General features: G+C 73.5%; 16 protein-coding genes. 11 read left to right on the forward strand and 5 right to left on the reverse strand.

The window, feature by feature from the left end; all coding sequences use genetic code 11:
• Positions 1–33 precede the first annotated feature (33 nt).
• The 4 genes from TCUR_RS08850 to TCUR_RS08865 all read left to right on the forward strand — a co-directional run bounded on the left by TCUR_RS08850 (position 34) and on the right by TCUR_RS08865 (position 5,025).
• Positions 34–996, forward strand: a complete 963-nt coding sequence (locus tag TCUR_RS08850; RefSeq protein ID WP_012852148.1) for a phosphotriesterase family protein — start codon at positions 34–36, stop codon at positions 994–996.
• A 357-nt stretch (positions 997–1,353) separates the two neighbouring features.
• Entirely contained in the window at positions 1,354–3,558 is a 2,205-nt protein-coding gene (locus TCUR_RS08855) for an MMPL family transporter (protein WP_245537015.1), read from the forward strand.
• Between the two features lie 127 nt (positions 3,559–3,685).
• A complete protein-coding gene (locus TCUR_RS08860; protein ID WP_012852150.1) occupies positions 3,686–4,384 on the forward strand; it encodes a phosphoribosyltransferase in 699 nt (232 codons plus the stop codon).
• Positions 4,381–5,025: a dienelactone hydrolase family protein gene (locus TCUR_RS08865; RefSeq protein ID WP_012852151.1), complete on the forward strand. Its 645-nt coding sequence runs from the start codon at positions 4,381–4,383 to the stop codon at positions 5,023–5,025. Before TCUR_RS08860 ends, TCUR_RS08865 begins: the two co-directional genes overlap by 4 nt.
• Before the next feature lie 467 nt (positions 5,026–5,492).
• Here the strand turns inward: TCUR_RS08865 and TCUR_RS08870 are convergent, their stop codons facing one another.
• The 4 genes from TCUR_RS08870 to TCUR_RS08885 form a co-directional block, all read right to left on the reverse strand.
• A complete protein-coding gene (locus tag TCUR_RS08870) occupies positions 5,493–5,789 on the reverse strand; it encodes a WhiB family transcriptional regulator (RefSeq protein WP_021600082.1) in 297 nt (98 codons plus the stop codon).
• A gap of 184 nt (positions 5,790–5,973) precedes the next feature.
• Complete coding sequence (locus TCUR_RS08875; RefSeq protein ID WP_012852153.1) at positions 5,974–6,912, reverse strand: ferredoxin family protein; 939 nt, start codon at positions 6,910–6,912, stop codon at positions 5,974–5,976.
• Between the two features lie 112 nt (positions 6,913–7,024).
• The gene (locus TCUR_RS08880; RefSeq protein WP_012852154.1) at positions 7,025–8,581 is read right to left on the reverse strand and encodes a glycerol-3-phosphate dehydrogenase/oxidase; all 1,557 of its coding nucleotides are present in this window, start codon (positions 8,579–8,581) and stop codon (positions 7,025–7,027) included.
• 76 nt (positions 8,582–8,657) lie between these two features.
• Complete coding sequence (locus TCUR_RS08885; protein WP_012852155.1) at positions 8,658–9,251, reverse strand: TetR/AcrR family transcriptional regulator; 594 nt, start codon at positions 9,249–9,251, stop codon at positions 8,658–8,660.
• Between the two features lie 51 nt (positions 9,252–9,302).
• Here TCUR_RS08885 and TCUR_RS08890 point away from each other — a divergent pair, with 51 nt between their 5' ends.
• The 4 genes from TCUR_RS08890 (at position 9,303) to TCUR_RS08905 (ending at position 14,809) form a co-directional block, all read left to right on the forward strand.
• Entirely contained in the window at positions 9,303–10,889 is a 1,587-nt protein-coding gene (locus TCUR_RS08890; RefSeq protein ID WP_012852156.1) for an FAD-binding oxidoreductase, read from the forward strand.
• Between the two features lie 2 nt (positions 10,890–10,891).
• On the forward strand, positions 10,892–11,818 hold the full coding sequence (locus TCUR_RS08895; RefSeq protein ID WP_012852157.1) for a diacylglycerol kinase family protein: 927 nt from the start codon (positions 10,892–10,894) through the stop codon (positions 11,816–11,818).
• Between the two features lie 88 nt (positions 11,819–11,906).
• Positions 11,907–12,842 carry a hypothetical protein gene (locus TCUR_RS24830; RefSeq protein ID WP_148232963.1) on the forward strand — a complete coding sequence of 312 codons (936 nt, stop codon included), beginning with the start codon at positions 11,907–11,909 and terminating at the stop codon, positions 12,840–12,842.
• 413 nt (positions 12,843–13,255) lie between these two features.
• Positions 13,256–14,809, forward strand: a complete 1,554-nt coding sequence (locus TCUR_RS08905) for a metallophosphoesterase family protein (protein ID WP_012852159.1) — start codon at positions 13,256–13,258, stop codon at positions 14,807–14,809.
• Between the two features lie 7 nt (positions 14,810–14,816).
• Here TCUR_RS08905 and TCUR_RS08910 read toward each other — a convergent pair whose 3' ends face one another.
• Positions 14,817–15,620 (reverse strand): ABC transporter ATP-binding protein, encoded by an 804-nt coding sequence (locus TCUR_RS08910; protein WP_012852160.1) that lies wholly within the window; start codon positions 15,618–15,620, stop codon positions 14,817–14,819.
• 1,156 nt (positions 15,621–16,776) lie between these two features.
• Here TCUR_RS08910 and TCUR_RS08915 point away from each other — a divergent pair.
• The 3 genes from TCUR_RS08915 to TCUR_RS08925 are packed head-to-tail and all read left to right on the forward strand — an operon-like array spanning position 16,777 to position 20,637.
• Positions 16,777–19,719 carry a sensor histidine kinase gene (locus tag TCUR_RS08915; protein ID WP_052305462.1) on the forward strand — a complete coding sequence of 981 codons (2,943 nt, stop codon included), beginning with the start codon at positions 16,777–16,779 and terminating at the stop codon, positions 19,717–19,719.
• Complete coding sequence (locus TCUR_RS08920; RefSeq protein ID WP_012852162.1) at positions 19,716–20,123, forward strand: roadblock/LC7 domain-containing protein; 408 nt, start codon at positions 19,716–19,718, stop codon at positions 20,121–20,123. The genes TCUR_RS08915 and TCUR_RS08920 overlap by 4 nt, the downstream gene beginning before the upstream one ends.
• A gap of 58 nt (positions 20,124–20,181) precedes the next feature.
• On the forward strand, positions 20,182–20,637 hold the full coding sequence (locus TCUR_RS08925) for a DUF742 domain-containing protein (RefSeq protein ID WP_148232964.1): 456 nt from the start codon (positions 20,182–20,184) through the stop codon (positions 20,635–20,637).
• Positions 20,638–20,643: the final 6 nt, after the last annotated feature.

A 20,643-nucleotide genomic window follows, 5' to 3' on the forward strand; every position in this document is an offset into this window, starting at 1 on the left:
GATTAGGGCAAACATGACGTAATCTCGTTGCACATGACGTCTCGCTCGCAGCCCGGTCTGCTGCGCACCGTGACCGGAAGCGTCCCGGTGCACGCCGTCACCGGAACCGTGCTTCCTCACGAGCATCTGCAACTCGACCTGCGCTGGCCCCAGCGCGGGCTCGCCGCGGTCCCCTCCGACCCCCGCCGCTGGCTGGACGAAGAGCAGGCGGTCACCGCCGAGCTGAGCGGGCTGCGCGCCGAGCACGAGCTGTCCCTGGTCGTCGATCTGACCTGCCAGGGCATGGGCCGCAACGCCGCGATGCTGTCGCGGATCAGCGCCGGCACCCGCGTGGCGGTGGTGGCCGGCACCGGGTTCTTCACCGAGCCCTTCCACCCCCAGTTCGTGGGCACGGCCGACGAGGACCTGCTCACCGAGCGGATCATGACCGAGATCGAGTTCGGGATGGACGGCACCAGCTCGCTGCCCGGCGTGATCGGCGAGATCGGCTCCTGGGGCGCCGTCCCCACCACGGCCGAGGAGCGCTGCCTGCGCGCGGCGGCCCGCGCCGGCCTGGAATCGGGGCTGTCGGTGGCCACCTATGGGCGGGCCGGGCTGACGCTGCTGGAGATCCTCACCTCGGCCGGGCTGCCGGCCGAGCGGGTGGCGGTCGGGCAGCTGGACCTGGTGGACGACGCCGGGGCCCACCGCAAGATCGCCGAGATGGGCGCCTACGTCTCCTTCGGCTCGCTGGGCCTGGCCGGCCAGGACGCCGCCGCCCTGGGCGCCCGCGTCCGCCACGTGCTGGAGCTGCTGGAGGCCGGGCACGGCGACCGGGTGCTGCTGAGCACCGGAATCTCCCGGATGACGCAGATCAAGCGCTATGGCGGCAGCGGCTACGGCTACCTGATGGATGTTTTCGTGCCCGCGCTGCGCGCCGCCGGGGTCGATGAGGCCGCGCTGCGCACGATCCTGCACGACAACCCGCTGCGCTGGCTGACCGGCACGGCCGGCTGACCGGGCCCGGCCGTTGACCCGGCCCTGACCCGGCGTGGATGTTCGGCGGCCGGTCCGCTGGGAACACCTGCCTGCGCCGGGTGCGCATCGGGTGCGGGCCGCCCGGTGACCGAGGCGCGGAGCCGCCTGCCGCGGCAGGACGCCCGCACGGCGCGTCCGGGCCGCCCGGGCGCCCTCCTCGGGTGAGTGGGCCTTCTTCACCACGTCGTTCCTGCGGGACGGGGCATCGCATGCGGGCCGGCGCCCGGGGACCCCGTGGTGAAAAGGGTTCGGTGATGCCAGGTCACGACGGCTTGCCCGGGGGTGGCGATGCAGGGCCTACCGCGAGCGGTCCGCCGGCTGCCGCCCGTCTTGATCGTGTTGGCCTGGCTGGCCGTCGGCGGGGCGCTGGGACCGTACGCCGGCAAGCTCTCGCAGGTCTCCACCAACGACCAGGCGGCGTTCCTGCCGCAGAGCGCCGAATCCACCCGGGCGCTGGAAGAGCAGAAGAAGTTCCAGCAGACCGAGACCTTCCCGGCGATCGTGGTGTGGACCGCCGATCGCGGACGCGCCACCGAAGCGCAGCGCAAGCAGGCGGTCGCGGCGCTCACCTCCCTCAACGGCACACCCGGGGTGGTGGGCGAGGCCGGGGACGGATCGGTGCTGACCTCCTCGGACGGGCGGGCGCTGGCCGGAGTCGTCCAGCTCGAACCCGGGCTGGGGGATGAGCTGCCGCCCACGGTGGAGCGCATCACCCGCGCCGCCGAACGGGTCGAGGGCATGACGGCGCGGGTCGGCGGACCGGCCGCGATCCAGGCCGGCTTCGCGGAGGCGTTCGCCGGCATCGACGGGGTGCTGCTGGGGGTGGCGGTCGGCGCGGTCCTGCTGATCCTGCTGCTGGTCTACCGCAGCCTGCTGCTGCCCTTCGTGATCATTCTCGGGGCGGTCTCCGCGCTGGCCCTGGCCGGCGCGATCGCCTACGCGCTGGCCGACCGGGACGTGGTGCGCGTCGACGGCCAGGTGCAGGGCATCCTGTTCATCCTCGTGATCGGCGCGGCCACCGACTACGCGCTGCTGCTGAGCGCCCGCTTCCGGGAGGAACTGGCCGACCGCACCGCCCATCGCGACCGGGTGGCCGCGGCGGCGGCCGCGCTGCGCCGTTCCTGGGCGCCGATCGTCGCCAGCGCCGCCACCGTGGCGCTGGGCCTGCTGGCCCTGCTGCTGAGCGACCTGACCAACAACCGCGCCCTCGGCCCGGTCGGGGCGATCGGCATCGGCTGCGCGTTGCTGAGCGCGCTGACCTTTCTGCCGGGTGCGCTGGCGCTGCTGGGCCGGGCCGCCTACTGGCCCTCCAAGCCCAAACCGGGCGGGCGGAACGCGTTCTGGCGCAAGGTCGCCGCCGTGGTGGACCGGGCGCCCCGGCGGGTGTGGCTGGGCACCGCGCTGCTGCTGGCCGCGCTGGCCGCCTTCGCCCCGACCTTGGTGGTGCGCAGCACCCCGCTCACCGAGACGTTCGTCGACGACACCTCGGCGGTGGCCGCCCAGCGGGCGCTCGCCGAGCACTTTCCCGCCGGTTTCGGCAACCCCGCCGTGGTCATCGCCGACGCCGACCGGGCCGATGCGGTCATCGCCGCCGCGCAGCGCACCCCGGGGATCGCCGCGGTGACCCCGCTGACGCGCCCCGGGCCGCCCGGCCCGTCCGGCACGGGCGAGCCGCTGGTGGTGGACGGGCGGGTGCGCATCGATGTGACGCTGCGCGATGAGGCCGACAGCGCCGCCGCCGAGCGCACCGTCCGGCTGCTGCGGCAGCGGCTGCACGCCGTCCCCGGCGCCGACGCGCTGGTCGGCGGGTACACCGCGCAGCGCTACGACACCCAGGTCACCGCCGACCGCGACCGGCGGGTCATCATCCCCGTGGTGCTGGCGATCGTCACGGTGATCCTCATCGCCCTGCTGCGCTCGCTGCCGATCCCGCTGCTGCTCGTGGCGACCGTGGTGCTGAACTTCCTGGCCACCTTGGGCGTGGCGGCGCTGGTCTTTGCGCACCTGCTGGGACTGGACGGCACCGAGCCGGCGCTCGTGCTCTACGGGTTCGTCTTCCTGGTCGCGCTGGGCGTCGACTACAACATCTTCCTGATGTCGCGGGTCCGCGAGGAGACCGCCGCGCACGGCACCCGGCAGGGCGTGCGGCGCGGGCTGACCACCACCGGCGGGGTGATCACCTCCGCGGGGGTGGTGCTGGCGGCCACCTTCACCGCGCTGGTCGTCATCCCGCTGACGTTCATGGCCCAGATCGCCTTCATCGTGGCCTTCGGCGTGCTGCTCGACACGCTGGTGGTGCGCTCTCTGCTGGTTCCCGCGCTGGTCGGTGATCTGGGACGGCGGGCCTGGTGGCCCAGCCGGCTGTGGCGCCGGGCGGACCGGTCCCCGCCGGGCGCGCACCTGGCGGGCGCGCAACTGGCGGGGAGCAAGCCCGTGGCCCACCACGCCAGACCCCACCGCGGCCTGCTGCGCGCCACCGGGGCCCACGCCAAGGTCCACGGCGGCGACGCTCATGAGGTCGGACGCCACCGGCGCAGATGACGCCGTGTCTTTTCCCGGCGTCTTTTCCCCGCCGGCCGGCTTCCGGCGGATTGGCGGTGGCAGGCGGGGTAGGGGCCCAAAGAGCGGCGATCCGGGTAAGGGCGATGAGGCCGCAGAGGTGATCGCGATGGTCTTCACGACGAGCGGCGGCGCCGGCACCGTGCACGTCCGGCTGCCGTTCGCGGACCGGGCGGAGGCCGGGCGGATGCTCGGCGAGCTCCTGGTGCCCTACGACCTGACCGACCCGCTGGTGCTGGCGCTGCCGCGCGGCGGGGTTCCGGTGGCGGTCGAAGTGGCCGCGCGGCTGGGCCGGCCCGACCGGCCGGCCGAGCTGGAGGTGCTGGTCACCCGCAAGATCGGGTACCCGCTGCAGCCGGAGCTGGGGGTCGGCGCCATCGCCGAGGGCGGCGAGCCGGTGTTCGACCACCGGCTGCTGGAACGGCTCGGGCTGACCGAGGAGGACCTGGCGGCGACGGTGGCGGCCGAACGCGCCGAACTGGACCGCCGGGTGCGGGCCTACCGGGGCGGGCGCCCGCTGCCCGACCCCGCCGGGCGTGCGGTGGTCGTCGTGGACGACGGGCTGGCCACCGGCGGCACCGCGCGGGCGGCGCTGCGGGCGGTGCGGGCGCGCACTCCGGCCCGGCTGCTGCTGGCGGTCCCGGTCGGCGCCCCCGAGACCGTCCGGGCGCTGCGGGAGGAGGCCGACGAGGTGGTGGTGTGCGCCGCGCCGGCGGCCTTCCATGCGGTGGGCCAGTGGTACCGGCGTTTCGACCAGCTCACCGACGCGGACGTCAACGCCCTGCTGGCGAAGGGGAGGCGACCGTGACGACGCTGCGGATACCGGCCGGGACCGCGAGTTTGGAAGGCGATCTGGTCGAGCCGCCCGGCGGGCGGGCCGTGGTGGTCTTCGCGCACGGCAGCGGCAGCAGCCGGCACAGCCCGCGCAACCGCCGGGTGGCGGCGTTCTTGAACGAGCAGGGCTTTGGGACGCTGCTGTTCGATCTGCTCACTCCCGAAGAGGGGGAGATGGACGCGCGGACCGCCCGGCTGCGTTTCGACATCGGCCTGCTGGCCGGCCGGCTGGGCCGGGTGGTGGCCTGGCTGCGGGCCGGCCCGGCCCCGCCCTCGGTGGGCCTGTTCGGCGCCAGCACCGGAGCCGCCGCGGCGCTGGTGGCCGCCGCCCGCCGGCCCGGGGACGTGGCGGCCGTGGTCTCCCGCGGCGGCAGGCCCGATCTGGCCGGGCCCGACCTGGCCGAGGTCCGCAGCCCCACCTTGTTCGTGGTCGGCGGTCAGGACCGGCAGGTGCTGGCACTCAACGAGCAGGCGCTGGAGGCGATGGGCGGGCCGGCCGCCGGGCACCGGCTGGTCGTGGTGCCGGGCGCCGGCCACCTGTTCGAGGAACCCGGTGCTTTGGAGGAGGTCGGCCGGCTGACCGCCCAATGGTTCCGCGAACATTTGTCGGAATAATCCTTTATGTGCGAATCGATGGCGCTCTATTTCCGAGAAACCGGGCGCCTTCCCGAGTGAGCGTCCGCCGTGCCCCGCGAGAGCGCGGGGCACGGCGGACGCATGGGCTTATGTGGGCCTTAAGTATGCGGCCGCACGCGTTCGTCGCATGAGAGTCATGAGTGTGGGGTCTCATCTGTGAACGACGGTGCGTTTGGGGTTTTGCACAGCAGAAGCGTGCATGATCTCGCCCGCAACGGGGTATGAGATCTTATGCGCGCATGCTTTACTCCCGCAGGCGTGCCCGCGAAGCGATGTCGAGCCGGTATGAAAGATGCGTGAAAACACCCGCCCCGCCAAGCCCGTGCGGGCAACGCAAACGGCCCCGGCGAGCGGGGCCGTAACGTTGGGAGTGGCGCACCGGAGGTGCGTGGCGCATGTGCTTTGAACGCACGCCTAGAGCGTCTGGCCGGACGCGTATACCGCTTTCAGGCGGCGTTGGCGCGGCGCATCCGGCGACGGCGCTCGGAGGCGCGCTCGTCCTCGTTCAGCCCGCCCCACGTGCCGTACTTCTCGGGCCGGGAGACCGCGTAGTCGAGGCACTCCGTGCGAACGGGACAGCCCATGCAGATCTGCTTTGCCTTGCGCTCACGGATCTCGCGCTCGGGCTGACGCTCGCCGTCAGGCCCGAAGAAGAGCACGAGGTCCTCCCCCCGGCACGCCGCGGCGTCCTGCCAGCCCCAGCTGGGACGAGGGAGGTTTGCCTGACGACGTACCTGAGCCATGGAACACCCACCTTGGTTGGTTGCTGAGCAAATTTCGGACATGGACGCTCTACGTGCAGCTTTTGCGGAAGCGCCGAAAGGTCCAACGTCTGAGAGGTGCCGCTCTGTTCCCCCGGGTCCTGTTTGCGGAAGGAGTCCTGGAGTCGCGCGGCGGGAAGCCCTGTGAAATGGGGCCTGTAGGAGATTACACGAGGGCTGCCCGGTTGAGAAGGGTGATCCCTCTAACAACGTAAGATCTTACGTTCTCCTGACAACCGGGCTCGCAGTCGTGTACTGGTTCTGTCTCTTCGACGGTCACCAGGTAACGCGCGCCGGCAACATCGATGACCGCTTCGTACGGAGATGTCCCGGTCAGGGACTCCACGGAAACCGAGTCCACCCCGAGCACGCCGGTCAGAACGCGCACATGATGTTCCGCGGCTTGCGCCGGCGCCGGCAGCCCGGCCCGCCCGCGCAGTCTCTCCAAGGCGACTTCGCCGCGCAGATAGGACTCCACGGCCGATGCCGCCTCGGCCGCGCCGAGGTCGCCGTAGTACAGACCGTGGGGAAGGCATACCAGATTCGCCGCGTAGCGGTCACCGCCGACGTGCGTCGTTTCCCAGACCAGGTCCCCGAAACGCGCCGCCAGCTCCCTGGCCAGCGGAGCCCCGTACCGGGCGCAGCAGGCGTTGCGCTTGCCGTGCGTGCACACCAGCAGCAGCGGCTTCCCGGGCGCGCCGGCCGGACCGGCGACCGGCTCCCCGAAGCGGGGCCGGCGCCCGGCGGCGACCTCGGCCAGCACGCCCTCGTCCAGCTCCTCCAGCTCACGGTGGTCGCCGAGGGTGCGCCCCTCCAGCCACACCGGGCCGCCCAGGGAGCCGCCCAGGTAGACCTGCAAGGGCGGGGTGGGCCGGCGGCCGCGGCCCGGCCTGCGGATGAGCTGGGGGCGCACTCCCGCGCGGGCGGCCCGCTCGATCACCGCCACCAGGGGAGCGGGGCCGGTCAGCTGCTCGATCCGCTCCGGCCAGGGGCCGGGATGCTCGATCAGCAGCCAGCTGCGCGCCGTGGCGGTCGCCGTGGCCAGGCAGGAGCGCTCGCCGGTGTGACTGCCCACGCAGTGGTCGCAATGGCTGGTGCGCGACACGGCCCCCGTCTCTCCTGCTCGTCCCGGCGGCTGACGCCCCCGACAGTATTAGGTATCCCTAACCTAACAGGGATCATGCGGGCCGGGGGCGCGGGGGTGCGGGTCGCCGGTTTCAGCCCTCGTGTTCCCCGCCCGCCGCGATCAAACGCTCCGCCAGCGGGAGTGCGGCTTGACGGTCCTCGGGCACCAGCCCGATCCGGCTGCGCCGGTCCAGCAGGTCGGCGGCCTCCAACGCGCCCTCGTGCCGCACCGCCCAGGCCAGTTCCGCCCCCAGCACCGGCAGCCCGGGCACCACCGGCTCGGCCAGCGAGGGGTCCCGGCGGGCCAGGGCCGCCACCGCGGGGGCCTCGGTGCCGTAGCGCCGCACCAGCCAGGCCGGCACCCGCGGGGAGATGAGGGATTCCAGGCGGGAGCGCGGGGCGGCGCCCACCAGCGGAAGATGCGCGGTGCGGCACGGGCCGGCGGGCAGGCCGCAGGCGGCCACCGCCGCGTCCACCGCGTCCTGCGCCATGCGCCGGTAGGTGGTGAGCTTGCCCCCCACCACCGTGATCACCTTGTCGGGGCCGGTGAGCACCGCGTGCCGCCGGGAGATGTCGGCGGTGCGGCCCCGCCCGTCGTCCAGCAGCGGACGCAGCCCGGCGAACGCCCCCAGCACATCGGCGCGGCGCACCGGTGCGCGCAGCACCCCGCCCAGCACGTCCAGCAAGAACCCGATCTCCACCTCGGTGGGCTGCGGCACGTCCGGGATCGGCCCGTCGGCCGGCTCATCGGTCAGCCCCACGTAGACCCGCCCGTCGTCTTGCGGGATGACCAGCACGAACCGGTTGAGCTCACCGGGGATCGGGATGTGCAGCCCGCAGCGCAGCCCGCCCAGCGAGTGCGCGCCCAGCACCAGATGGGTGCCGCGCGAGGGCCGCAGGCGCACCCCCTCGGCCAGCTCGCCCGCCCACACCCCGGTCGCGTTGATCACCGCGCGGGCGCGGATCTGCAGTTCCCGCCCGGTCAGCTCATCGCGCGCCAGGGCGCCGCCGGCGCTCAGCCGCAGCGCCCGGACCCGGGTCAGGACGCGGGCGCCGTAGGCCGCGGCGGTCCGGGCCAGCGCGACCACCAGCCGGGCGTCGTCGGCCAGCCGCCCGTCCCACGACAGCAGCCCGCCGCGCAGCCCCTCGTCCCGCAGCACCGGCGCCAGCCGCAGCGTCCGCCGGGCCGGCAGCCGGCGGGGGCCGGGCAGCAGGGAGCGGGGCGTGCCCGCCGCCAGCCGCAGCGCGTCCCCGGCCGCCAGTCCCGCGCGCACCAGCGCCGCCTGGGGCCGGGAGACGGCCGGCGTCAGCGGCAGCACGAACGGCGCGGCGCGCACCAGGTGCGGGGCGATGCGCATCATCAGCGCCCCCCGCTCCCGCGCGCTCTCGTGCGCCACGTCCAACTGCCCGGAGGCCAGGTAGCGCAGCCCGCCGTGGATCAGCTTCGAGCTCCACCGGGAGGTGCCGAAGGCCAGGTCGTGGGCGTCGATCGCGGCCACCGAAAGCCCGCGGGAGGCCGCATCCAGCGCCGCACCGGCCCCGGTGGCGCCCAGCCCCACGACCAGCACGTCCACCACCTCATCGGGCAGCGCCTGCAGTTCCCGCGCCCGGCGCCGGGCGTTCAGCGAGGACGAGGCCACAGGGGTCATGACCGGGATCTCCCTTGCGTGGGCGGTTCCGCCGGAGGGGACGCATCCCGCCGGCGGGCGTTCGATGGGACGGGGCTCACGGCCTGAGCGCCCTTTCCAGGATTTCGCGCAGCTCGGCGTCGAAGTCGCCGGCGGTGTGCTCGGCGTCGGTCACGATCGGCGCCGACAGCGCGAACGACTGGGCGATCAGCAGCAGCGCGCGGGCCTGCCGGACCGGGTCGCCGCGCCGGATCGAGCCGTCGGCGTGCCCGGCCCGCACGGCCTCCTCCAGGATCCGGCAGAACGCCCGCTGGCTGGCGCCCTGCCGGTGCAGCACGTAGGGGAGCAGCAGCTCGGGATCGACGTCCACGATCTTGCGCAGCAGCGGGTGGTCGCGCAGCGCCCTGACCCCCTCGACCAGGTTGTCCACCAGCGCGCGGCGGGCCGGGCCGGACGCGTCGCGGCCGGCGGCGGAGATCTCGGCGGCCAGCGCGGTCCACTCGCGGGTCATCAGGTCCGCGACGATCGAGCGGACGTCGGGCCAGCGGCGGTAGAGCGTCATCCGGGAGACCCCGGCGCGGCGGGCGATGTCGGTCAGCGTGGTCCGCCGCACCCCGACCGCCAGCACGCATTCGCGGGCCGCGTCCAGCACCGCATCGTCGTCGGTCTGCTTGTGACGTTTGGACGTCATATGTCACAGTGTAAGCACCTAGAGGGGAGGAGCACGGTGGAGCCTCAGGAGATGGCCTGGAACGGCTGGGGCGACCCGGCCCGGGCGGCGCCGCTGCCGCAGCCGGTGGCCGCGCTGCTGCACGATCTGCTCGGCGTCCGCACCCCGCACACGCCGTCGATCCCGATGGGCAAGGTCCGGTTGGGAGCGCCGCGGCTGCCGGGGGAGGCGCTCACCGAACTGGCCCACGCCGTCGGCGACGCGCACGTGCGCGCCGACGCCGAAAGCCGCATCCGGCACACCCGCGGCAAGTCCACGCCCGACCTGCTGCGCATCCGCGCCGGGGACGCCGCCGACGCCCCCGACGCGGTGGTGCTGCCCGCCTCCCACGAGGAGGTGCTGCAGGTGCTGCGGATCTGCACCGAGCGGCGGATCGCGGTCGTCCCCTTCGGCGGCGGCACCTCGGTGGTGGGCGGCCTGGCCCCCCGGGCGGCGGACTTCACCGGGGTCATCGCCCTGGACCTGCGCCGGCTGGACGCCCTGGTCGAAGTGGACCCCGTCTCGCGCACCGCCACCCTCCAGCCCGGGCTGCGCGCCCCCCGCGCCGAGGCGCTGCTGCGCGAAAAAGGCTTCACCTTGGGGCATTTCCCGCAGTCCTATGAGTGGGCCTCGATCGGCGGATTCGCCGCGGCCCGCTCCAGCGGGCAGGCGTCGGCCGGGTACGGGCGCTTCGATGAGATGGTGCTCGCCCTCACCGTGGCGACCCCGCAGGGCACCCTGCGGCTGGGCCGCGCCCCGCGCTCGGCGGCCGGACCGGACCTGCGCCAGCTCGTGCTGGGCTCCGAGGGGACCTTCGGCGTGATCACCTCCGTCACCGTGCGGGTGCACCCGGCGCCCGAGACCGCCGTCTACGAGGGCTGGCGTTTCCCCACCTTCGAGGCGGGCACGGCGGCGCTGCGGCGCCTGGCCCAAGACGGCCCGCTGCCCACCGTGCTGCGCCTGTCGGACGAGACCGAGACGATGATCGGCCTGGCCAGGCCCGACCGGATAGGCACCGGCGGCGACTCCGGCTGCCTGGTCATCGCCGGGTTCGAAGGCGAGGCCGCCGAGGTGGCCCGGCGGCGGGAGGCGGCCGCGGGCGTCCTGGCCGATGCCGGCGGGCAGGAGCTGGGGCCGGAACCGGGCGAAAGCTGGGAGCACGGCCGTTTCAACGCCCCCTACCTGCGGGACGCGCTGCTAGAGGTGGGCGCGTTCGCCGAGACGCTGGAGACGGCCACGTTCTGGTCGCAGATCCCCGAGCTTTATGCCGCCGTCCGGACGGCGCTGACCGACACCCTCACCGCCGCGGGCACGCCACCGGTGGTCATGTGCCACATCTCCCACGTCTACCCGGCGGGCGCCTCGCTGTACTTCACCGTCGTCTCCGCCCAGGGCGACGACGCGGTGGCGCACTGGACGCGGGCCAAGCGCGCCGCCTGCGACGCGATCATCGCGGCCGGCGGCACGATCAGCCACCACCACGGCGTGGGCACCGACCACAGGGACTGGTACGCCGCCGAGGTCGGGCCGCTGGCCGTGGACGTGCTGCGCGCGGTCAAGGAACGCCTCGACCCCGCCGGCATCCTCAACCCCGGAGTCCTGCTGCCCCCCGCGAGGTGACCGTGACCGGCGACCGCTCCTTCACCGCCATAGTGAACCCCTCGGCGGGCGGGCCCGGGAAGGGCCCGTCCGCGGCGCTGCTGCGCCTGACCAGGCTGCTGCGCGAGGGCGGCGCCGAGGTCGACATCGCCTACAGCGACGGCCTGCGGCACGCCGCCGAGCTGGCGCGGGCGGCCGCCGAGCAGGGGCGGGTGGCGCTGGCGGTCGGCGGCGACGGCATGGCCGGCGCCGTGGGCGGCGCGCTCGCCGGCACCTCGGCGACCTTGGGCATCGTCCCGGCCGGGCGCGGCAACGACTTCGCCCGCCAGCTGGGGCTGCCCACCGACCCGGCCGAGCTGGCCCGCCTGCTGCTGACCGGACGGCCGCAGGCGGTGGACGCCATCGCGGCCAACGGCGTGCCCGTGCTCGGCAGCGTCTACACCGGGGTGGACGCCCTGGCCAACCACTACGCCAACCGCTCGCGGCTCCTGGGCGGGTCGGCCCCCTACTACGTCGGCGCGCTGCGCGCGGTGGCGGCCTGGCGGCCGGTCGGCTACCGCATCACCGTCGACGGCGTGACGCACGAACGGCACGGCTTCACCGTGGTGGCGGCCAACTCCGGCTACTACGGCCACGGCCGCCGCATCGCCCCGCACGCCCGGGTCGACGACGGGCTGCTGGATGTGGTCATCCTCAATCGCTCGTCCCGGCTGCTGTTCTTCCAGGTGATGCGGGAGCTGCCGGAGGGACGGCACGTCCGCCGCCCCCAGGTGGAGGTGCTGCGCGGCCGCCGGGTGCGCATCGAGCAGATCGCACCGGACGGCCGGCCGCTGCGCTATGGGGCCGATGGGGAATTGCCCGGAACCCTTCCGGTCACCGCCGAGGTCATGCCCGGGGCGCTGCGGGTGCTGGCCCCGCCGGCGGACCGGCGCCGGGAGGCCGCCGGGTGAACGGCGGCGGTGAACGGCGGTGAACAAGGTCACTGCCAGGGGTTCCCGCCCTGGACAACAGCCCGGGGCCATGGACACTATGGGCGCCATGTCTGGCGCGAACCCGCTGCCCCGGGCCGGGGAGGTCTTCTTCGACGCCCGGGGCGAGGACCGTGCGCTGCGGCTGAGCTGGCATCCCGATGCCCAGGTCATGGTGATCAGCATCTGGAACGGCGGCGTCTGCAGCGGCACCTTCCGGCTGTCGGCCCGCGACATCCCGGCCTTCATGGAGTCGCTGTCGCAGGGCATGCCCGCGCCCCAGCCCCGGGGACGGCGCCACGCCTCCGCCGAGGCCCGTCCCGACGCCTCCGGCGGCCCGCAGCGGCGGCAGCCGCCCGAGCGCCCCGAACCTGCTGCCGCCGAGACCCAGTACCTGCCGCCGCCGGCGGCCGAGGCACGGTCCGCGCCGCCCCCGCACGATGCGCCCGAGCCCGGCGATTCCCGCGACGATCGCGAGCCGGGGCCCACCACCCAGGCGCTGCACGCCCTCAAAAGCCTGTCCACACCGGTCCCGCCGGGGGCTCCCGCCCCGCCGCCCCAGCAAGGGCGGCCCCACCGGCAGCCCGCCCGTCCGCCCGTCCCGCCGCCCCCGCACCCCGGCCCCGCCCGGGGCGGTCACCAGGGCCGCTCGACCGGACCCCAGCGGCGGCCCGGCGCGCACCGCGGCGGCGATCACGACCCGCCGGCCTACCGGCCGGGGACGCACCGGCAGCCCCCCGCCCAGCACCGGCCCCAGCCCGGCCCCGAGCCCGAGGCCCCGCACGGGCGGCGGGGCCACCACGAGCCCTACGACCAGGGCCGTTACCTGCCGCGGGGACACCAGGCGCCTCCCGAGCGCCCGGCGCCGCCACGGCACCTGCCCCCCGAGCAGCCCGCCCCGCCCCAGGAGCCGCCCGGCGGACGCTTCCCCACGACCGGCGAGTACGAGCGGCGGCCCGGCGGCGCCCACATAGAACCGCCGCGGCCGTTCGGCCCTGGGTACTGAACTCTTTCCGCACGCCGTTCCCTCAGGCCGAGGCGAGCACATCGCAGGTCGGCGGCGATGCGGCGTCCCGGAACGGCGCCGGTTCGGGCACCGGGCTTTCTTCAACACGCCGCTCCCGCAGGTCGAGACCGAGTCACCGCGGCCGGGAACGGCGCCGTGACCTGCAACGTCATGACCTCGGAGGCCGCCCGGGCCCCGTCTCGGCCCCCACGTGGGGAAAAGCCCACCGGCAGGGCCTTCGCCACCGGCGCCTGAAGCCGTGCGCGCGGCGGCGGCCCGGCCGGCGCGAGCGGAAAGACGGCCCGAAAGAAACGGACATCGGCGGCGAAGCGTACGGTCTGCGCTGAAGCGGTTGACCCGGCGGGAGGTTGCCGGGAAGGTGACGGTGACCGCCCGCCGTCCGAAGGAGAACCGTGGTTGCCGATGACCAGCTTCCGCCGTCCCCCAGCGTCCCCGGTGGCTCGCCGGCCCCGGACAGTTCGCGGGTCTCGGAGGCCGGGGCGGGCTGGGAGTGCGGCAGTCCGGGCAGCTTCCTGGAACGCATGCCGCCCGCCGACCGGATGCGGCGATTCTCCTGGCGGCATCCGGGAGTGCTGTGGCGCTCGCGCAACGACTGGGTGGCCAAGGTCTTCGGCGACCCGTCCAACGCCATGCGCCGCGCATGGGTGGCGGCGCTGCGCGAACGCGACCCCGGCTCCTCGTTCGTCATGCGCAAGACGAGCGAGGAGTTCTCCTTCCTGCTGCTGGGCGACACCGGGGAAGGCGACCGCTCGCAGTACGCCGTCGTGCCCCCCATGCTGGCGGTGGGCGCCGACACCGACTTCATGGTGATCTGCAGCGACGTCATCTACCCGGGCGGAGAGGCCGCCGACTACGAGGCCAAGTTCTTCCGCCCCTATGCCGACTATCCGGCGCCGATCTACGCCATCCCCGGCAACCACGACTGGTACGACGGGCTGCGCGGGTTCATGCGGGTCTTCTGCGGCCTGGAGGGGGCGCATGAGCCGCGCTGGCGGGGGCCGCTCGGCCCGCTGGCCAGGCTGCTGTGGCGCGACCCCGCCCCGATCGACGACGGGGAGCTGGCGGTGGCCCGGGAACGCTGGCGGGGCACCCGCTCCCAGCGCGCCCTCCAGCCCGGCCCCTACTGGGCGATCGACGCCCCGTCCCTGCGCATCATCGGCATCGACACCGGCATCACCGGAAGCATCGACCGCGACCAGGCGGCCTGGCTGCGCGAGGTCTCCGCCGGCCCCAAACCCAAGCTGCTGCTGACCGGCAAGCCGCTGATCGTCGACGACCGGATCGAACCCGGCCCGATCGAGGGCGAGCAGGCCACCGTCGCCGACATCGTCACCGACCCCGCGCACCGCTACGTCGCGGTGATCGGCGGCGACATTCACAACTATCAGCGCTACAGCAGGACGCTGGAGGACGGCCGCACCATCGAGTACCTGGTCTCCGGGGGAGGCGGGGCGTTCATGCACGCCACGCACACCATCCCCAAGACCACCGTGGTCGATGAGGACGACTTCCGCTGCTACCCGCTGCGCGGCGACTCCCTGTCGCGCTACAGCAGGCTGTACGCCCGCTGGCTGCGCATGAAATGGCTGGCGTTGGAGCCCCAGGAGGCGGCCGTGGCGGTCGCCCACCGGCTGGGCACCGGCACCGTCCGCAAAAGCGGCGGGACGCTGCGGCCCTCGGCGCGCGCCCGCCTGGTGGCGGCGCTGCTGGGCGTGCCGCGCGGGCACCGGCCGCGGCGCGGGCCGCTGCGGCTGCCGGTGCGCAAACTGCCGCAGCGCTTCCGCTCGGAGTTCGCCGACTGGGACACCCCGCCGTTCTTCAAGAACTTCCTGCGGGTGGACGTCACCGCCGACACGCTGACGATCCGCTGCTATGGGGTGAGCGGCTGCGGCGAGCAGGAGAGCCGGCCGCCGTGCGAGGACGAGGTGACGATCCCGCTGCGCTGAACGCCGGTCAGGCGGTGGCGGCCGTCGGCTGCTCGGTGCCGCGCACCAGGCGGCCGACCTCGGCGCGCAGGCGGACGAATTCCGGCAGCTGGCGGGTGGAGATCTGCTCGCGCGGCGCGGGCAGGTCGATGCGCAGGTCCGCCTTGATGTGGCCGGGGGAGGAGCCCAGCACCACGACCCGGTCGCCCACGTACACGCTCTCGTCGATGTCGTGGGTGACCAGCAGGATCGTCATGCCGTCGCTGCCGCGCACCCGCAGCGTCAGATCCTCCAGGTCCTCGCGGGTCTGCGCGTCGACCGACCCGAACGGCTCGTCCATCAGCAGCAGGGAGGGCCGGTAGGCCAGGGCGCGGGCGATGGACACCCGCTGCTGCATGCCGCCCGACAGCTGCCAGGGGAACTTGCCGGCGGCGGCGGCCAGCCCGACCGCCTCCAGCGCCTCCATCGCCGCCTCCCGCCGCTCGGCCCGGGACATGCCGCGCCGCTTCAGCGGCAGCGCCACGTTGTCGCGCACCGTCAGCCAGGGGAACAGCGAACGGCTGTAGTCCTGGAAGACCACGGCCAGGTTGTCGGGGATCCCCTCGGTCGGCTTGCCGTCCAGGATCACATGGCCCTGGGTGGGGCGGATGAGCCCGGCGATGCAGCGCAGCAGGGTGGACTTGCCGCAGCCGGATGGGCCTACGATGCTGACCAGCTCACCGTCGGCCACGGACAGATTCACGTCCTTGATGGCCACATGGCCGTCGGCATAGGCGTGCGTCAGATCTTTGATCTCAAGCAAGGGAAACCATCCCGGAGTCAGGGGCGGCATGCCACGGGAGTGCCCTATGAGGATGGCACACCGATGTCCGCCGTGTCGGTCGGCGCCGGGGAGCGCCTGTATTCCGCACTTGACGATGAGTGAATAGAGCGCTGCCGGCGCGCTGCAGGCGGCGCCGGGACGCCGCCGGCCGCGGGCGGTGTCGATGCTGTGATTTTTCTCTTCTTCGCTCCACCGCCGTCTTCATCCTCCCGAGGAGCCCGATCACCTGCGGGAGACGCCCGCCGGACCGCCGGAATCGCTCCCGGCGTCAGGCGCATTGAAACAGTGTGCGGATTTCTGCGCGCTCATATCTCCACCGGGTAATCCGGGCCGCGGCCGCTCGCCGGAGCACTGCGGTGCACAGGCGTCCTTGACTGCGCACCCTTGACTGCCGGACGGGTGCGGCGGCCGGGCTGCGGGCATCGTCGGCAGCGTGGAGAGTAGCGCACTCGGCGCCTTGCGCGGGGCGTTCTGCGGACGGGTGACGATCCTGTGATCATCAGGCAGGGTACGGCGGCCGCTTCGGTGCTTGACCGACGATACCGCTGCCAAGTAAGCGTTAGTTCATTGAAGCGGATGTCGCGGCGGCGGGCTGCTTCCGTTGGTGTGGCAAGTCTCACCCATGCCGCACCGCCTGGGCGAGGCGTCGCCGATTCCCGGTCCCCGGCCCCGGCCCGCCGCCTTGGGGCCGGGCGCGGCAAGCCGCCCCGTTGTGCTCTGACACCACGGTTTGTCGCGGTCCATTTGGAATGCAACACCGTCTTTGCCGTTGTATCACCTCTTAAGTAATGCTTCCGTGATTGTTTTGCTACGCAACGTGTCGACACTGTGGCGCACACCGCTCACGGATCGTGATCGATTGAATTCAAATAATCGGACATTCGGGCAGGAAGAGTTTTCTACGGCAAGGGTGTCCCGCTAAGCTTCGAGCAACCTTTGCGGCCCTCGCTGCAATGTGCTCCAATGTGCAGCGCCGGAGGCAGAATGACGCTGCACCTACTACCCCGCCCACTACCCCGGGGTGGTCCCTCTTCTGCCGATGCGGCATGGACCGAGAGGGTGTAAAAACCGGATGCAACCAAGCGAGACAGGTCGCGACCTTCCTCGGCTCGGGGGTGCTGGGGCGCAGTCGGAACCATCGTCACCGTCATGGCGCGGCGCCCGGTTGCGCCTGCGCAACTGGCGAGTGGCGCAGCGGCTGGTCGTCCTGGTCCTGATCCCGACCGCCGCGGCCACGGTGCTCGGCGGGCTGCGCATCACCGAGTCCACCGTCAGCGCCGACGCCTACGGGCGGGTGGAACGGATGGCGCGGCTGGGCAACGGCATCGCCGCGTTCGCCCAGGAGTTCGCCGCCGAGCGTGACATGGCCGCCGGATACATCAGCGCCGGCCGCTCCGGAAGGGGGGCCGATGAACTCCAGGCGCAGTACCGCAAGACCGACGCCGCCGCCGACCAGGTCCGCCAGGTCGCCCTCGGCATCGACGACTCCTTCTCCGCCGAGGCGGTGCGCGACGCCCGCAGCGTGCTCAACCGCCTCGACACCATCGGCTCGCTGCGCTCCACCGCCACCCAGAGCAGGGCGCCCGCCCTGGTCGTGGTGGAGAAGTACTCCGAGGTCATCAACGAGCTGATCGGTGTGCTGGACGGCGTCGCCCAGGGCGTGGCCGACGAGCAGCTGGCCGAGACGACCCGGGCGATGGCCGCCCTCTCCCGCGCCAAGGAGCAGGTCTCCCGGCAGCGCGCCCTGCTGACCATCGGCGCCGTCCAGGGCCGGCTCAGCGTCGAGGAGCTGGCCGCGCTGGAGGCCTCCCGCGACCGGGAGAACAGCGAGCTGAACGCCTTCCTGCAGACGGCCACCCTGCCGCAGCGGCAGATGTTCGAAGACACCGTGGTCGGCCCCCAGATCGACCGGGCCCGGGTCATCCGGCAGCAGGCCATCGCCTCGGCCAACGCCACCGGCGGCCGGCTGCCGCGCTCGCTGCGCACCGCGGAGGCCATCGAGACGCTGACCGCCTCGATGACCGCGATGGTCGACCAGATGCGCACCGCCGAACGCAACCTCGGCGAGGAGCTGCTGAAGCGGGCCGGCGACGAAAAGAGCTCCGCGCAGACCTCGGCCCTCATCGACGGGGCCATCACCGCCGTGATCGTGCTGCTGGTGCTGCTGATCACCTCGATCATGGCCCGCTCCCTGGTGCGCCCGCTGCGGCGGCTGCGCGACAGCGCCCTGGAGGTGGCCGGCACCCGCCTGCCCGGCCTGGTGGAGCGGCTGCGCGACCCGCAGGCGGCGGCCGGCGGCATCGAGGTCGAGCCGATCGACATCGACAGCACCGACGAGATCGGCCAGGTGGCCCGCGCCTTCGACGAGGTCCACCGCGAGGCGGTGCGGCTGGCGGCCGACGAGGCGGTGCTGCGCGGCAACATCAACGCCATGTTCGTCAACCTCTCCCGGCGCATGCAGTCGCTCATCGAGCGCCAGCTGCGCCTGATCGACGAACTGGAGCAGAACGAGCAGGACTCCGAGCAGCTGGCCAACCTGTTCCAGCTGGACCACCTGGCCACCCGCATGCGCCGCAACTGCGAGAACCTGCTGGTTCTGGGCGGCCAGGAGCAGGTGCGGCGGTGGAACCAGCCGGTGCCGCTGATCGACATCGTGCGGGCCTCGCTGTCGGAGGTCGAGCAGTACGAGCGGGTCACCCTGCGGGTGCAAAGCGATGTGTCGGTCACCGGCCAGGTGGTCAACGACCTGGTCCACCTGGTGGCCGAGCTGGTGGAGAACGCCACCGTCTTCTCCCCGCAGCACACCAAGGTCACCGTCTCCGGGCACCTGCTGTCCGGCGGCGGGGCGATGCTGCAGATCACCGACAACGGCGTCGGGATCTCCCCCGAGGACCTGGAGCAGGCCAACTGGCGGCTGGCCAACCCGCCGGTCATCGACTTCTCCGCGGCCCGCCGCATGGGACTGTTCGTGGTCGGCCGGCTGGCGATGCGCCACAACATCCGGGTCGAGCTGCGGCCCGCGCTGTCGGGCGGGATCACCGCGTTCGTGCTGCTGCCGTCCTCGGCCATCGCCCACGACGAGGAGTCCACCGGCCAGGACGCGCCGCTGAGCCCCGACCCGGCCGTCGACCAGCCGGTGACCAGCACGGCCTGGACGCCGACCCCGGTGGCCGCCGGAGTGGCCTCCTCCTCCTCCTCCGGCACCGGCCCGCTGCCCGCCGTGGGCGGGCGGCCGTCCTCGCCGCTGGGCCGCCGCGACGGACGCGGCACCGGACCCCAGCCCACCCTGCGCGACTCCGGCCCGCTGCCGACCGTCGGCGATGGGGCCGTGCCGCCGCCTCGCACCCCCTCCTCCACCGGAAACACCGGCGCCCAGCCCTCGGTGCCCGAGCGTGAGACCGGCCCGCTGCCCGTCACCGGCTCGGGCGGTCCGCGCCGGCCGCCGGCAGACCAGACGGGACCACAGCCCATCGTGTCGGATACCCCTCAGCCTCTCGGACAGCCCACCCTCGCCGCCCGCCTGCCCGGCTTCCCCTCGCCCGGCCGGGACGGCGCCGCCGGCTCACCGCCCGCGTCGGCGACCGGCCCGGGCGACGATGTCCTCTCCGGATCGCCGTCGGGCGCTTCCGGCTCCGAACGCACGGTCTCCTGGGGGAACGGCGAGGAGACGCGTCCGGTGGAGACGGGCGGACGCTCGCCGATCTTCGATGCGATGGAGTCGGAGTGGTTCCAGCGTCGCTCCGGCGGGTCCGGCGGCCAGAGCTGGAAGTCTCCCGGCGACGCCGGCTGGCAGGCCGCGCAGGTCGTCCGGCAGCCCGCCTCGGGCGGGGTGACCAAGGCGGGGCTGCCCAAGCGGGTGCCCGGCCGCAACCGGGTGCCCGGAGCGGTGAGCCAGCAGCCGGTCTCCCGGCCGACCCATATCGGGCCGAATCAGTCCGCCGACCGGATGCGTGATCGCTTCGCTAGCCTGCAACGTGGTGTGCACCGCGGCCGATCGGAGGCCCGCTCGGGGCTCGGCCAGGCCGGTGCTTCGGATGAGATCGTCCCGCCGGACACCGGCGGCGCCAGGCAGGCGCAAGGGGACACAGAAAGGGGAGAATCCGCGTGAGCCGGCAGGATCTCAACTGGCTGGTCACGAATTTCGTGGACCGCGTTCCAAAGGCCGCGCACGCCGTCGTGGTCTCCTCCGACGGGCTTCCGCTGGCGTACTCGGAGGGGTTCCCGCCCGAGCGCGCCGACCAGCTGTCGGCGATCGCCTCCGGGCTGACCAGCCTGACCCAGGGGGCGGCCCAGATCTTCGACGCCGGCGGCGTGAGCCAGACCGTGGTCGAGATGGAGCGGGGACTGCTGTTTGTGATGTCCATCCGCGACGGGGCGGTCTTCGCGGTGCTCGCCGCGCCGGACTGCGACCTCGGTCTGGTCGCCTATGAGATGACCTTGCTGGTGGAACGGGTGGGCCGGGTGCTGACCCCGGCGCTGCGCACCGAACTGGGCGCCGGCCCGCCCCGCTGAAAACACCGAGTGACCCCCTGACCGAAGCTCATCGAGGCTCTGGACGGAAGGCACCGTGGTGGACCACGGCAGGCAGCATTTCGGTGCCGGACCGGGAGGCCCCGGTCGCGGCAGGCCGGGCGGGCCCGAGCAGCCCGGCGCCCCCGGCTGGGGAACCGAGGACCCGGCCCCCGGCGACCGGCGCTCCCTCGTCCGCCCGTACACCGTGACCGGGGGACGTACCCGGCCGCGCTATGACCTGGCGATCGAGGCCTTGGTGTCGGCGGCGCCCTATCCGCCGCGCGATGTGAGCACGCTGACACCGGAGTACCGGGCGATCGTCGACCTGTGTCGCTCCTGGCGGTCGGTGGCGGAGGTGTCGGCCCTGCTCCGCCTGCCGCTGGGGGTCACCCGCGTTCTCATCGCCGACATGGCACACGAAGGGCTGCTGCGGCTGCACCAGTCGCGTCCGGCCGACGCGCAGCCCGATCTCCGCTTGCTGGAAAGGGTCCTAAGTGGTCTACGGAAGCTCTGACCCTCG

The organism is Thermomonospora curvata DSM 43183, assembly GCF_000024385.1.
Taxonomy (GTDB): domain Bacteria; phylum Actinomycetota; class Actinomycetes; order Streptosporangiales; family Streptosporangiaceae; genus Thermomonospora; species Thermomonospora curvata.

Coding starts and splice junctions, on each gene's coding strand:
- TCUR_RS08850 (WP_012852148.1), top strand. CDS start 34: ATGACGTCTCGCTCGCAGCCCGGTCTGCTGCGCACCGTGACCGGAAGC.
- TCUR_RS08890 (WP_012852156.1), top strand. CDS start 9,303: ATGGCCTGGAACGGCTGGGGCGACCCGGCCCGGGCGGCGCCGCTGCCG.
- TCUR_RS08885 (WP_012852155.1), bottom strand. CDS start 9,251: ATGACGTCCAAACGTCACAAGCAGACCGACGACGATGCGGTGCTGGAC.
- TCUR_RS08880 (WP_012852154.1), bottom strand. CDS start 8,581: ATGACCCCTGTGGCCTCGTCCTCGCTGAACGCCCGGCGCCGGGCGCGG.
- TCUR_RS08910 (WP_012852160.1), bottom strand. CDS start 15,620: ATGCCGCCCCTGACTCCGGGATGGTTTCCCTTGCTTGAGATCAAAGAT.
- TCUR_RS08870 (WP_021600082.1), bottom strand. CDS start 5,789: ATGGCTCAGGTACGTCGTCAGGCAAACCTCCCTCGTCCCAGCTGGGGC.
- TCUR_RS24830 (WP_148232963.1), top strand. CDS start 11,907: ATGTCTGGCGCGAACCCGCTGCCCCGGGCCGGGGAGGTCTTCTTCGAC.
- TCUR_RS08860 (WP_012852150.1), top strand. CDS start 3,686: ATGGTCTTCACGACGAGCGGCGGCGCCGGCACCGTGCACGTCCGGCTG.